Raw genomic sequence first — 13,140 nt, 5'->3', positions numbered from 1 at the left:
AATGGATTTCGCACAACTGTACGTTGTGGCGGTGATATTAGCCATGCTCGGTGGGCTTATTTTTAATATTGCTCGTCCCGCATGGCTTTTTTCATTGGCTGCTTTGGCATTATACTTTCCAGGTTTTGTTGAGCCTGGCAGAATGTTTAGCCATGCAGTGAATCCAGCTGTTTTAACGTTAGTTTTATTATTAATCAGCTCCTTAGCCTTGGAGCGAACTCGTTTTCTTGGTTGGATCAGTAGAAAGCTGTTTGTCAAAAGTCAGTCACTCACGTTACTGAGAATGGGGGGGTTAGTTGCATTCAGCTCAGCATTACTTAACAACACAGCTGTTGTAGCGTCTTTAATGAGTGCTGTGCGTAAAACGACTAGCCATCCCTCAAAGCGTCTTCTTATCCCTTTGTCTTATTTTGCGATTCTCGGTGGTACATTAACATTAATCGGTACCTCGACTAACTTGATCGTTAATAGCTTCTTAGTGGATTATGGGGAGCCCAGCTTACAGTTTTTTGACTTCCTCCCCGTAGGGTTATGTATTTTATTTGTGGCTGGCGTTGCTGTTATCGTTAGTAGCTATTGGATTACTGGCTCTGAGTTGCCTAAAGAAATCAGTAAAGATTACTTTCTTGAGGCCAGTGTTTCTCAAGAAGGAGGGCTCGACGGTTTATCATTGCAACAGGCAGGCTTAGCAAGCATAAAAGGCCTGACTCTGGTGGAACTTATTCGCGAAGATCGCGTGATTTCGATGCCTGCGTCCGGTGAAAAGTTAAAAGCTGGTGACCAACTCATCTTTGCGGGTGAGGTGGCTCAAGCCAAGCAGTTAGCTGATATCAAAGGTTTAAGTGTTTTTGCGGACACTACAGGGCTTCTGGATAAGTACCTGACAGAAGTGATTGTCAGCCCAAACTCGACATTGGTTGGACGTTCATTAAAGCAAAGCAGTTTTAGAGCGCATTTTGACGCAGCGGTTGTGGCTATTGGTAGGAATGGTATGCGCTTGTCGGGTTCGATTTCTAACGTCGAGTTGAGAGCTGGTGATAAACTGGTATTAGCGATCGGGTTAGATTTTTATAAGCGCCCCAATATTGACCGAAACTTTATTCTGCTGGATAAAAAGGAGTTGCACCCACCACTAGCACGTCACCAAGAGGTTCTAGCCATTTCAGGATTTCTTGGAGTGGTTGGCTTAGCTGCAACGGGTGTCATAACGCTCCTTACAGGTTTGTTGGTTTTCTTAATGGGACTGTTTGTTTTTAGAATTTTAACGCCGACCGAAGTCCGCCGACGATTACCCTTGGAAATCTGGTTGGTAGTTTCAGCCGCTTTGGCGATTGCCGATGTCTTCAACCAAGTGGGCGCAGCAGAGTTGTTAGCTAGTTTGGTTCAAAGTCTACTATCGGTTGAGTCTCCGAATGATTACTCGGGTATTTACTGGGCCTTTATTGTTTGCTACTTGTTGACTTGGTTAATTACTGAAGTAGTCACCAATAACGCCGCGGCAGCACTAATGTTTCCAATGGCCTACGGTTTAGCTGAGTCGCTGGGCGTGAACTACATGCCTTTCGTAATGGCCGTAGCTTATGGTGCTTCGGCAAGCTTCATTAGTCCTTTTGGTTATCAAACTAACTTGATGGTAATGAACGCTGGAAACTTGAAGTTTTCAGACTTTGCCAAAGTAGGTTGGTTAGTTTCTATGTCTTTCAGTATCGTTGCTTTGATTATGATACCGTTAGTATTTCCGTTTAATTGATACAGTGTAGAGGTTATTTGTGAGCGAGAACATCGTTTGGCACCAACATAATGTAAGTCATCAAGACCGTTGTCAGCAAAAATCTCAAAAACCTTGTGTTTTATGGTTTACAGGGCTTTCTGGCTCAGGCAAATCAACCGTAGCAAATGCCGTAGAGGCTTTGTTATTTAAGAATAATAATCATAGTTACCTGCTTGATGGCGATAATGTTCGACACGGGCTTAACAAAGACTTGTCATTTAACGATGAAGATCGAGTTGAAAATATTCGCAGAATAGGTGAGGTAGCGAAACTATTTGCTGATTCGGGCTTAATTGTCTTATCTGCCTTTATTTCTCCTTTCCGTACGGACAGACAGCAAGTGCGTGAGTTGTTAAATGAGGGTGAGTTTATTGAGGTTTTCGTTGATACACCGCTCGAAGTGTGCGAACAGCGGGATCCTAAGGGGTTGTATAAGAAAGCTAGAGCAGGGGACATTCAAAACTTTACCGGACTAGACTCTCCATATGAGACTCCAGAAAGCCCTGAAATTCACTTACAGGCCGGCTCTAAGCCTGTGGATGAACTTGCTCAAGAAGTCATCAGCTATTTGAAAACACATGGATTTATTGGTTAAAGGAATTGACCCTAGGTTAGGTAATTTTCCCTTGCAACTCAATAAAGTAATCGGTAGAATTCCCGCACTCAAAATAGTCGCGTAGCTCAGTTGGTTAGAGCACCACCTTGACATGGTGGGGGTCGGTGGTTCGAATCCACTCGCGACTACCAAATATGAAAAAGCCGCGCTTGTCGCGGCTTTTTTGTATTCAATAGATCTGGATGAGAATCACCGAAGGTGGTTTGACAAAACGCGTAGCGTTTTGAACAGACTTTAGTCTGGCCCTTTAGGGCAAGGGTTTTAGCCCGAAGTAATCCACTCGCGACTACCAAATACGAAAAAATGCCGCTTAATGCGGCATTTTTTTTGTTTCTGAGTGTTTTGCTGCCCGAGAATCAATAGACCTTAAGCTCGTAATAACCTGAGCCGTAGTAAGAATAAACGATGGCTCTGTAGTAGCCTTGACTCATCGTGTATTGGATCGTCTCAGACGAGCTAAGAGATTGAGAAGCTGCTACATAAACCCACTGATTACCATTCCACTCTTGTAAGTACAAATCAAAGTCCGCATGACTAGGGCCTTCAAGAGTAAAGGTGAAAGTACCTCCCTCTGTGTAGAACCAGCCACCATTGGGCTCGACTCTGAGTTCATTGTGATACAAATAGTTGGTGTACTGATAACTCGCAGTTGGCTGTGTTCCCGCATTTTCTTCCTGACCCACAGTAAATTGCATGGTAGGTGCCGCTAGGCTCATGCCATGAATATAGAGTCCCGACTCAGTGCCGTCTGACCATAGAGAGTTTGTTTGCCCAGAGCCACTAGCAGGTGCACTGTAATCAAAGGTTCCGCCTTCGAATAAGTCTGTATCATCACCTTGGTTTGTAGCATTTTCTGGGTCTCGATTGCCATCAGCATGCTCCATTTGAATAAAGGGAGTTGCTTCATCATTGTTGTTGCCGTCGGGATCAACATGCCAAATAGCTAAGCCTGAGTCAGGCTGGAATTCATTCAGGCCACTTTGGTGAATGTTTTCAATATAAAATGCTTCGCCGAGTCGGTTTGAGTTTGACCAGCGATAGATAGTATCGGCACCTGACGTGTGACTCAACTGGCCTGATGCCGCATCAGGGTTTGAGTCTGGATTAAGTTCAATTGCGTCCACCCAACCCGCTAAATAGCGGAAATAGCCATTTGGAGCTACAGGGTTGTGTTTGGTCTCTGTTTTAGCGGCTCCAAGCCCCATTAAGCCAAAGTCAGCGATTGAACCAAATGATGATTCATCGTAGTCATACAAGTCAGGCCAACGGAATAAGAGGTGTGCTGTCTCGTGTACAATTGGACCCAGCTCCAGTTCATTGCCCATGTTTTGAATTTGGTAGCGGTCCGTACAGACGCCGTCAGCACAGAATCGTGGTGTCAGTTTACCCATGTGTGGCCATAAGCCGCGAGACCAGGCGCTGTCTGTTTCTCCAGCGTAAAATACGTTCAGTCCCATAATCTCGTTATTTGCGTCCGTTGTCAGAGTCGAAAAGTCAAAGCCTTCGCTCGTCTCAAGCCAGTTTAACGCTTCGATGATGAGCTCTCTCGAGCGTACTGTTGAACTATAGTCGTCGTCGGTGTAATACGATTTATTGTTTTGGGCAGTGTAGTAGCGAGTAACAGTGTTGCTGTAAGTTAGTCGGCCATTAGAGGCTTCCTCAAAATAGGCTTTCACTGATGAGCGATTGCCAAACTCTGAGTAATTACTGCCGTTCATGAAGTTTTCGATTTGGGTTTTACTTAAGCTACCTTGCTCGTCAGGGAATTGAATAATGATGGTGAGGCCTGACACGTTACCTGTGGCGTAAGATGCTCGCTCCCTAAGCTCTTGCTCACGAGTCTTAATAATCAGCTCTTGTGTTTTTTGCTCTTCGCCTAATTTTTCTTCTTTATTTTCTTCGGTCTCTTCACCTTTGCCACCTGAGCTTAACCCACCACGACGAACGTAACGGTTTGCGTAAGGGTTGAAGTCGCTTGAGCTAACGAGTTCACCGGTCGAGATAAGTTGGGTTTTGTCTTCATTTACCGTAGCGTAAGCTAAGCCACCCAAGGTTTCGTCGTATATAACGAGCTCGCCTGTGCGACTGTGTTGCTCACCAAAGTAATCATGACCATTCAGGTAAATAGTGACAACATCACCATTAGGTTGAAGGTATTCATACTCATGTTCTATATAAGGTTTGCCAGCTAACGCTCCCGTGCTCCATGCCAGAACGCCTACCCCTAGTAGCAATCGATTCATCATCTTGACTTCCTATATTTACAATGTGTTTGTTGCTTAATTGGCGGCTTTTTTATAATGAGTGCCTACTAACTTTTGTGGCTAGTATGCAAAGAAAGTCGCGCCAATTTATGTGATATTTTTCACATACAGCGTCTGAGTATATCAAAAGTGAGGCAAAGATCACTTATTGATCAAAATTTAGGCATCTGATAAGAGCAGTAAGCGCGATTTTGTCGACTAATCAGTGGTTTTTTCTTTAAATTCGCACAAATCTTCGATAATGCAGGAGCCACATCGAGGCTTTCTGGCTACACAAGTATAGCGGCCGTGCAGGATGAGCCAGTGATGAGCGTCTAGTAGAAATTCTTTGGGTACAAACTTTAATAAAGCATCTTCGACCTTTCTGACCGTTTTACCGGGAGCGATCTTGGTGCGGTTAGATACTCTGAAAATGTGGGTGTCAACCGCCATGGCGGGTTGGCTAAACGCTGTATTAAGGACCACATTAGCTGTTTTGCGGCCAACTCCAGCCAAAGCTTCAAGATCTTTGCGGTTATCAGGAACAATTGAGTCGTGCTTTTCTATCAAGTCTTTGCAACAGGAGATAACGTTTTTAGCTTTACTGTTAAATAACCCGATCGTTTTAATGTATTCCTTTAAGCCTTCTTCCCCTAGGGCATAGATAGATTCTGGAGTGTTAGCAACGGGATAGAGTTTGCGAGTTGCTTTGTTGACACCAACATCGGTAGCCTGCGCTGACAAAATGACGGCAATGAGTAACTCAAACGTCGAGTTATATTCGAGTTCGGTTTGCGGGTTGGGGTTTTGTTCACGTAGGCGTTCGAAAATTTCCTGGCGTTTGGCTTTATTCATTAGTAATGACATCCCCACTGATATTCTGGTTGTTCGTTCTTTGTTTTGTTTTTTCTGCAGCTCTACTGTCGATGATGTTCTTAACGGCAATGAGAACACCGAGTGCGACAAATGCTCCGGGCGGCAATATGGCAAAGAGAAACTTGGCGTCGGTTAAGTAAAAAGAAATCTCCAGACTAGTGGCCCAACTGCCCAGTAACTGCTCAGCACCAGCGAAAAGTGTACCTTGACCAATCATTTCTCTAAGTGCGCCTAGGGTGCAGAGCACCGCGGTAAAACCCAAGCCTTGCATTACGCCATCGAGCAAAGAGGGTAAGAAGCGATTTTTAGAGGCAAAAGCTTCAGCGCGACCAATAATCGCGCAATTAGTCACGATAAGCGGAATGAAAATACCAAGCGTTAGGTATAAATCATAGGTAAAAGCATTCATCAGCAGGCCAATATTGGTCACAAAGCTAGCAATCATCATGACAAAGATAGGAATTCGGATATCTTTGGGGATGAAATTCCTGACGAGTGATACTGAGGCGTTGGAACCTGCGAGTACTAGCAGCGTCGCTAAGCCAAGGCCAAGTCCATTAATAAACGTATTGCTCACTGCCAACAAGGGGCATAGACCGAGTAACTGGACTAATGCGGGATTGTTATCCCATAGGCCGTTCTTAACGATGGTTTTGTTATCAAGATCACTCATGACTGACTTTCCGCTTGAGTTGATTGAGCACTGCAATTTTTCGGCGCACTAAACAGCAAATCCTTATTGTCATTAAAGTACTCTAACGTTTTTGCAACTTGTGACACAACTGCACGCGGTGTAATAGTGGCTCCTGTGAAGGCATCAAAGGTGCCGCCATCTTTTTTGACTTTCCACTGCTCAACGTCAGGGTTACCCAATGATTTTCCTTCAAATGTCGTTACCCAGTCACTTTTATTGATGTCCACTTTATCGCCAAGGCCTGGGGTTTCTTTATGGTCGGTGACACGAAGTCCGGCAATGGAGCCGTCATAATAAATACCAAGCACCATACGAATTTTTCCGCTATAACCATTAGGGGCAACAGTTTCCATAACTAAAGCTACTGGCGTTTGGTCATAGAACATTCGGTAGACCTGCCTTGGGTTCGAATTTCCTAGCTCTGAGTTAGCGGGAATTAGTGTGCAGTCGTGGTGAACGTCGTTATTGTATTCATTAGCGGGTACCAACTGATCAAGCGTCCGAGCTAAAGCAGCCTTCATCTCGCCAGCGATAGTGTCGCGTGTGATGAAGTAGGTTGCGGCGATTAAGCCGACACAAACTGCGGCAAATGCGGCTAAGATGAGGGCGTTTTTACTGATGACTTTTCTCAGCATTACTTTACTCCCTCGCTAGCTTTACGCTTTTTATCGGCATGACCGTAAGTTCTTGGTTTGGTGTAATAATCAATCATCGGCACTGCCATATTCATGAGCAATACGGCAAAGGCGATAGCGTCAGGGTAACCGCCAAAGGTTCGAATAAGAACCGTAATTGCGCCAATGCCAATGCCGAATATCCAGCGTCCTTTAGCTGTAGTCGATGCAGTCACAGGATCGGTAGCGATAAAAAAGGCACCGAGCATGGTGGCTCCAGCAAAACCATGAAACATTGGAAATAGATAGTAGTCACTGTTGGCGAAGAATAGCGGCAGAGCGATCAGCCCCATCCCGAGCAGTACAGCAATCGGGATTTGCCAACCAATCACCTTTTTCGCCATTAATACCAAGCCACCCGCTAGGAAAGCCAGATTGACCCACTGCCAACCTGCGCCTGATAGGCCTTTGATAATCGGTGCTGTTTCAGCTTCAGGAATACGGTAACCTTGTGCTAGTTCGGTTTTGATATGATCCAGCGGTGTGGCCATGGTATATCCGTCGACACCTTGCTTGAGCATGTCAATGGTTGTTTCGTTTGAGGCAGCTCCAGTAAAGATGATGCTGACAGCTTCGATGGCACCAACGGGGTTCTCTGCTAACGATTGCGGTGGTAACCATGTTGTCATCTCTAAAGGAAACGAAATGAGCAATAACACGTAACCCACCATGGCAGGGTTAAAAATGTTGTTACCAAGACCACCGTAAACATGTTTTGCGAAGACGATGGCAAAAGCTGTACCCAATACCGTCATCCACCAAGGAAGTAGTGGCGGCAACGCTAACGCTAACAACCAAGCGGTAACAAAGGCGCTACCATCCCACAGTATGGGCATAACAGGGCGGTTTCTGAGTTTAAGGATTAATGCTTCGGCGACCAGCGCTGTGGTGCAGGCGATAACCAAGTTAACCAGTACGCCAACACCGAAAAAATACATCAACACAAACAGTCCAGGCAAAGTCGCGCCAACCACCCAAAGCATCATTTGAGTGACAGAGTTTGTTTTCTTAGCAAATGGCGATGACAGTAAGGCCATTAGTTATTTCCTTCTGAATGATTGTCGTCAGACTGGTTCTTATCAGCTGCGCTTTCGTCAGACTGTTGAGCTTTTTTCTTTGCTTGTACGCGAGCTAAGGCCGCTTGCACCGCGGCTTTTTTAGCATCTTTTTTTCCTGCTTCTTCAGCGGCTTTTTTACGAGCCTCTGCAGCCTTGCGGTGGCGTTCTGCTTTTTCTCGTTTGACGCGCTCGAGTCGTTCTTGTCTGGCTTCATAGCGCTCACGTGCTTTCTCTGCTTTGAGTTTTTCCACACGATTATTGCGAATCGTCGACTTCGCATAGCGATAATGTTGTACCAGCGGAATATGGCTGGGGCAGACATAGGCACAGGCGCCGCACTCGATGCAGTCAAAAAGATCATACTCTTCGGCTTTATCAAACTCGTCCGCCTGGGCGTGCCAGTACAGCTGCTGTGGCAAGAGTGATGCAGGACAAGCATCCATGCAAGCGCCACAGCGAATGCAGGGCAGGGCTGTCTGATCCATACCTAATTCGCCATCTGCTGACATGATGATGCAGTTGGTGGCTTTGACAATGCCCACATGAGCATGAGGCAGTTCATAACCCATCATGGGGCCGCCCATGATCAGTCGCTTTGGCGTGTCTGATTGTGTGGCCTTGATCAGATGGTCAACAGGAGTGCCAAAAGGAATCCAGTAGTTGCCCGGTTCTTTGCAGTTATCACCAGTTAAAGTGACTAATCGCTCGACTAATGGCTTACCTTCGGTCAATGCTAGGTGGATGGCATAGCAGGTACCAACGTTATGCATGATTAAACCCAGGTCAGCTGGCAATTTACCATGCGGAACTTCTTTACCTGTCAGCAGTTGAATCAATTGTTTTTCGCCGCCGCTTGGGTATTTTGTCGGCACCACGCCTAACTTGATGTTGCTCAGTTCAAGTTCTTTTCGAGCTTGCTGAATGGCGTCGATGGCTTGCGGCTTGTTATCTTCGATGCCAATAACAATATTAATATCTTGGTACAGCTTGCTGATAATTTCGGCACCTAGCAGCACTTCTTTTGCATGCTCCTGTAACAGCTTATCGTCGCAGGTAATGTAGGGCTCACACTCGGCGGCGTTGATGATGAGCGTGTGAACCCCCTCGTGTTGCTTGAGTTTGATGTGGCTTGGAAACGAAGCACCCCCAAGGCCAACGACGCCTTTTTCAAAGATTTGAGCGAGTACCGCTTCACGATCCATTTCCTCAATGTTGGACGAGGACGTTAACTCGCACCACTGATCGTCACCATCAGGCTTGAGCACGATACAAAGGTCGTCTAAGCCCGAGGGGTGTGCAATCGTTCGCTTTTCAATGGCAATGATAGTGCCTGAAGTGGGTGCGTGTTGATAAGCACTAAAGATCCCGTCACATTCAGCGATAACTTGCCCTTTAAGAACTGCCTCACCAACCTCAACGATTGGAATAGAACGATTTCCTGCTTGGCCCTTAAGGTTAATCACCAGCTCATTAGCTAGCGGTAAGCGCCTGATGTTCGTCTGATTCGAACGGGTTTTATGCTCCTCAGGGTGAATGCCGCCCGGAATTTCATAAATCGGTATTTCTGAGACAAAACTCGATCGTTCCATTAGCTCGCCTCTAATTCTTTAACAGGGATCATTTGATCGGGCTGTTGCCACTTCCAACTTGAAATAGTCTGAGGCAGCTCAACCATATCGATGCAGTCTACAGGGCAGGGCTCGACACACAAATCACAGCCGGTACACTCGTCAATAATGACGGTGTGCATTAATTTGGGTGCGCCAAGAATTGCGTCGACCGGACAGGCCTGAATACATTTAGTACAGCCAATGCACTCATCTTCACGAATGTAAGCGACGCTTGGTGGTTTTTCTTCGCCACGCTCTTCGTCCAAAGGAATGACTTCACGCCCTAACAAATCGGCCAACGCTTTGACGCCAGCTTCTCCGCCCGGTGGGCATTTATTAATTTCGTCGCCATTGGCAATCGCTTCAGCGTAGGGTTTACAACCAGGATAGCCGCACTGACCGCACTGAGTTTGAGGTAAAATTTCGTCAATTTGCTCAACAATCGGATCGCCATCAACTTTAAACTTGATGGAGGCGAAACCCAGTAGCCCACCAAAGACAAGCCCTAGCACTGCGAGGATAATAACCGCGGTAATCAAGTCCATAGTAAGCCCTACAACTTAACCAAGCCAGAGAAGCCCATGAAGGCTAATGACATCAAGCCCGCTGTAATCATGGCGATGGATGCGCCTTTAAACGGTACCGGCACATCAGCTGCAGCCAAACGTTCGCGCATGGCAGCGAATAAAATTAGTACCAACGAAAAGCCAACGGCTGCGCCAAAACCATAGACTACGGACTGTACAAAATTATGCTGCTCATTAATGTTTAATAAAGCAACGCCTAGTACTGCGCAGTTGGTGGTAATCAGTGGTAAAAATATACCGAGCAAGCGATAGAGAATAGGACTGGTTTTATGAATGATCATTTCAGTCAATTGGACCATGACAGCAATGACCAAAATAAAGGATAAGGTTTGCAGGTACTCCATTCCCATGGGCGCGAGAATGTAGGTATTAACGATGTAGCTCAGGGCAGAAGCAAGTGTCAGAACAAAAGTGGTCGCGACCGACATGCCAATAGCCGTCTCAAGTTTTCCGGACACACCCATAAAAGGGCAGAGTCCTAAAAACTTTACCAACACAAAATTGTTGACTAAAACGGTACCAATAAAGAGCAGTAAGTAATCGCCCATGAAAAGTAAAAGCCTTGTTTTTGCTAGACTTTTTGCAAAATCTAAGTAGGTCTCAAAAGTCCTTATATTATGCTAGATAGCGTCGCACGAAACAACCGCCACTGTATGCTCGGCCCTTATTTGGAAAGTGAATAAGCATAATCCAAATAATGAGGATGAATTTTACAGTGTGGCTGGTTAGACTAATGCAAAAGTTGAACACTTGTATTTATATATGAAGAAGTTATTACTCGCTATTAGTAGCGCTGCATTGATGGCGCTGAGCTCACAGGCAGTCGCTGACACCAGTCTGCCCAGCATTATCGACTATAAAAGCAGCCATCACCCCACGGTTGCCGAAAACGGTATGGTGGTGACCCGTCAATATTTAGCCAGTCGTGTTGGACGTGATATCTTGCAACAAGGTGGTAATGCGGTCGACGCGACCATTGCATCGGGCTTTGCACTGGCAGTGGTGTTGCCTGTGGCGGGAAATATCGGTGGTGGTGGCTTCATGCTGGTACACGATGCAGAAAGCGGCGAGACGGTCGCAATCGATTATCGTGAAAAAGCACCGGCGAAAGCACACAAAGACATGTATTTGGATGCCGATGGTAATGTTGACCGCCAAAAAGCTCGCTTCAGTTATTTATCGGTCGGCGTGCCGGGAACTGTAGCGGGATTCGAGTTAGCGCATAAAAAGTATGGCAAACTGCCTTGGAAAGACCTTGTCGAGCCTGCGATTCGTTTAGCTGAAGATGGCTTCGTTATGAATTGGGACTTGGCTTCAAAGCTGGATACTCGGCGAACGCATTTAAGCCAGTCAGAGGCCACCAAAGAGGTATTTTACAAAGAAGACGGCTCGATCTATAAGTTGGGTGAGCGTTTCATACAGAAGGATTTAGCCTGGTCGCTTAAACAAATTCAAAAGCATGGCGCGAAAGCTTTTTATCAAGGCGAAGTTGGCGAAAAGTTAGTCGCAGCGATGGAAAAGCACGGTGGAATCATCACGTCACAAGATTTGCTCGACTATCAACCCAGCATTCGCGAGGTGGTTAGAGGAAGTTACCGTGGTCACGATATTGTTGCCATGCCTCTGCCGAGCTCAGGCGGTGTGCATATTGTCCAAATGCTCAATGTGTTGGAGCACTTCCCACTGGCTGAGTTAGGCTCAAACACGGCTAAAACCATACACCTCATGGCTGAAGCGATGAAGTATGCTTATGCCGATAGAAGCAAACATCTCGGTGATAGCGACTTTTATGATGTTCCTGCCGAATGGCTCACCAGCAAAGAATACGGCAGTAAAATCGCCAAGAAGATCAATTTAGATAAAGTAACTCCGTCAACCGATATTCAGCCAGGAGTTCCTGCCGCGCCAGAAAGCCCTGAAACTACTCAAATATCCGTGGTCGATCAGTGGGGGAATGCGGTTTCTAATACTTACACGCTGAACTATTCGTTCGGGACTGGCCTAGTCGCAGATGGCACTGGCATTCTTCTGAATAACGAGATGGATGACTTTTCTGCGAAACCTGGCACGCCAAATGGCTATGGACTGATTGGTGGTGAGGCAAACGCTATTGAACCGAATAAGCGCCCACTCAGCTCAATGACGCCAGTCATGGTGTTTAAGGATGGTAAATTGAAATTGCTCACGGGCAGTCCGGGCGGAAGCCGCATCATCACGGCGGTGCTGCAAATTATCAGTAATGTGATTGATCATGATATGAATATTGCTTCAGCGACTCATACACCACGTTTTCACCATCAGTGGCTACCAGACGTATTATTTGTCGAAAGGGAGTTAAATCAAGATACCGTCGATTTACTGGAAGCAATGGGCTATAAAGTCAAACGTAGTAGCACCATCGGTGCCACTCAGTCGATACAGATTGAAGATTATATTTACGGTGCTGCAGATCCGAGAAGACCTAACGCTGAAGCGGCGGGGTTCTAATAATTAGACGTCATCGCCGATGGTTGGCTCCACAGGAGTCGCCATCGGCTTATCTTTATTCGATGCTTCTTTTGAGGCTTTTTCTTGTTTATCTTTCGCTGGCTTTCGTGGCTGCTTTTCAGCTTTTCCAGCGTCGTCTTTATTCTTACGAAGGTAACGAACCAGTAACCAAGCGCCAACACCAACAATAAACAATATTCCCCATACCAGTACAATAAACTTGATGTCACTCATGAATTGCTCAGTGTTGCCATCAAACAATTCGACCATGGTGTTGAGGATAAGAGGGGAGTAGGTCTCAATATTTTCAGCAGGATGCCCGAAGCATAAAGCGCCAGCCAAAATCACAGAGGCGAAAAACCACTTTAGCAAGAAATGCTGCTTGCGGAATGCAAACCAAACCAAGCCCGCGAGTAACAGTGTTAAACCAATATATAACCCCCAAGCCATACCGTAGTTTTCGAAAGTCGTGATAACGGTTTCAGCTTCAAGCTGCATTGGTTGAGTAGAATCATTGATCATGG

General features: G+C 46.0%; 12 protein-coding genes and 1 tRNA gene. 4 read left to right on the top strand and 9 right to left on the bottom strand.

The features are described 5' to 3' along the window. Window position 1: 1 nt before the first annotated feature. The 3 genes from KFK88_RS06365 to KFK88_RS06355 all read left to right on the top strand — a co-directional run bounded on the left by KFK88_RS06365 (window position 2) and on the right by KFK88_RS06355 (window position 2,518). Window positions 2-1,750 carry an SLC13 family permease gene (locus KFK88_RS06365; RefSeq protein WP_223577900.1) on the top strand — a complete coding sequence of 583 codons (1,749 nt, stop codon included), beginning with the start codon at window positions 2-4 and terminating at the stop codon, window positions 1,748-1,750. 19 nt (window positions 1,751-1,769) lie between these two features. Next, the gene (cysC, locus tag KFK88_RS06360) at window positions 1,770-2,366 is read left to right on the top strand and encodes an adenylyl-sulfate kinase (RefSeq protein WP_223577898.1); all 597 of its coding nucleotides are present in this window, start codon (window positions 1,770-1,772) and stop codon (window positions 2,364-2,366) included. Window positions 2,367-2,441: 75 nt separating this feature from the next. Then, a tRNA-Val gene (locus KFK88_RS06355) sits at window positions 2,442-2,518 on the top strand. Window positions 2,519-2,743: 225 nt separating this feature from the next. Here the strand turns inward: KFK88_RS06355 and KFK88_RS06350 are convergent. From KFK88_RS06350 to rsxA, 8 genes are all read right to left on the bottom strand, one after another. Next, window positions 2,744-4,633 carry a M6 family metalloprotease domain-containing protein gene (locus tag KFK88_RS06350; RefSeq protein ID WP_223577896.1) on the bottom strand — a complete coding sequence of 630 codons (1,890 nt, stop codon included), beginning with the start codon at window positions 4,631-4,633 and terminating at the stop codon, window positions 2,744-2,746. A gap of 216 nt (window positions 4,634-4,849) precedes the next feature. Continuing rightward, window positions 4,850-5,485: an endonuclease III gene (gene nth, locus KFK88_RS06345; protein WP_223577894.1), complete on the bottom strand. Its 636-nt coding sequence runs from the start codon at window positions 5,483-5,485 to the stop codon at window positions 4,850-4,852. Further along, on the bottom strand, window positions 5,478-6,179 hold the full coding sequence (locus tag KFK88_RS06340; protein WP_223577892.1) for an electron transport complex subunit E: 702 nt from the start codon (window positions 6,177-6,179) through the stop codon (window positions 5,478-5,480). Before KFK88_RS06340 ends, nth begins: the two co-directional genes overlap by 8 nt. Continuing rightward, window positions 6,176-6,835: an electron transport complex subunit RsxG gene (rsxG, locus tag KFK88_RS06335; protein WP_223577891.1), complete on the bottom strand. Its 660-nt coding sequence runs from the start codon at window positions 6,833-6,835 to the stop codon at window positions 6,176-6,178. The genes KFK88_RS06340 and rsxG overlap by 4 nt, the downstream gene beginning before the upstream one ends. Next, window positions 6,835-7,911 carry an electron transport complex subunit RsxD gene (gene rsxD / locus KFK88_RS06330; RefSeq protein WP_223577890.1) on the bottom strand — a complete coding sequence of 359 codons (1,077 nt, stop codon included), beginning with the start codon at window positions 7,909-7,911 and terminating at the stop codon, window positions 6,835-6,837. The genes rsxG and rsxD overlap by 1 nt, the downstream gene beginning before the upstream one ends. After that, window positions 7,911-9,521: an electron transport complex subunit RsxC gene (gene rsxC, locus KFK88_RS06325; protein WP_223577889.1), complete on the bottom strand. Its 1,611-nt coding sequence runs from the start codon at window positions 9,519-9,521 to the stop codon at window positions 7,911-7,913. The genes rsxD and rsxC overlap by 1 nt, the downstream gene beginning before the upstream one ends. After that, complete coding sequence (gene rsxB, locus KFK88_RS06320; RefSeq protein WP_223577888.1) at window positions 9,521-10,087, bottom strand: electron transport complex subunit RsxB; 567 nt, start codon at window positions 10,085-10,087, stop codon at window positions 9,521-9,523. The genes rsxC and rsxB overlap by 1 nt, the downstream gene beginning before the upstream one ends. A gap of 8 nt (window positions 10,088-10,095) precedes the next feature. Continuing rightward, a complete protein-coding gene (gene rsxA, locus KFK88_RS06315) occupies window positions 10,096-10,677 on the bottom strand; it encodes an electron transport complex subunit RsxA (protein WP_223577887.1) in 582 nt (193 codons plus the stop codon). Between the two features lie 214 nt (window positions 10,678-10,891). Here rsxA and ggt point away from each other — a divergent pair, with 214 nt between their 5' ends. Further along, the gene (gene ggt / locus KFK88_RS06310; protein WP_223577886.1) at window positions 10,892-12,616 is read left to right on the top strand and encodes a gamma-glutamyltransferase; all 1,725 of its coding nucleotides are present in this window, start codon (window positions 10,892-10,894) and stop codon (window positions 12,614-12,616) included. A gap of 3 nt (window positions 12,617-12,619) precedes the next feature. On the opposite strand, the gene KFK88_RS06305 is transcribed toward ggt, so the two are convergent. Beyond that, window positions 12,620-13,138 (bottom strand): signal peptidase II, encoded by a 519-nt coding sequence (locus KFK88_RS06305; protein ID WP_223577885.1) that lies wholly within the window; start codon window positions 13,136-13,138, stop codon window positions 12,620-12,622. Window positions 13,139-13,140 lie beyond the last annotated feature (2 nt).

The organism is Kangiella taiwanensis, assembly GCF_020005165.1.
Taxonomy (GTDB): domain Bacteria; phylum Pseudomonadota; class Gammaproteobacteria; order Enterobacterales; family Kangiellaceae; genus Kangiella; species Kangiella taiwanensis.
The sequence above is the reverse complement of the archived record's forward strand: the minus strand, read 5'-3'. Positions and strand labels throughout refer to the sequence as shown.

Coding starts and splice junctions, on each gene's coding strand:
- KFK88_RS06365 (WP_223577900.1), top strand. CDS start 2: ATGGATTTCGCACAACTGTACGTTGTGGCGGTGATATTAGCCATGCTC.
- KFK88_RS06350 (WP_223577896.1), bottom strand. CDS start 4,633: ATGATGAATCGATTGCTACTAGGGGTAGGCGTTCTGGCATGGAGCACG.
- nth (WP_223577894.1), bottom strand. CDS start 5,485: ATGAATAAAGCCAAACGCCAGGAAATTTTCGAACGCCTACGTGAACAA.
- KFK88_RS06340 (WP_223577892.1), bottom strand. CDS start 6,179: ATGAGTGATCTTGATAACAAAACCATCGTTAAGAACGGCCTATGGGAT.
- rsxG (WP_223577891.1), bottom strand. CDS start 6,835: ATGCTGAGAAAAGTCATCAGTAAAAACGCCCTCATCTTAGCCGCATTT.
- rsxD (WP_223577890.1), bottom strand. CDS start 7,911: ATGGCCTTACTGTCATCGCCATTTGCTAAGAAAACAAACTCTGTCACT.
- rsxC (WP_223577889.1), bottom strand. CDS start 9,521: ATGGAACGATCGAGTTTTGTCTCAGAAATACCGATTTATGAAATTCCG.
- rsxB (WP_223577888.1), bottom strand. CDS start 10,087: ATGGACTTGATTACCGCGGTTATTATCCTCGCAGTGCTAGGGCTTGTC.
- rsxA (WP_223577887.1), bottom strand. CDS start 10,677: ATGGGCGATTACTTACTGCTCTTTATTGGTACCGTTTTAGTCAACAAT.
- ggt (WP_223577886.1), top strand. CDS start 10,892: ATGAAGAAGTTATTACTCGCTATTAGTAGCGCTGCATTGATGGCGCTG.
- KFK88_RS06305 (WP_223577885.1), bottom strand. CDS start 13,138: ATGATCAATGATTCTACTCAACCAATGCAGCTTGAAGCTGAAACCGTT.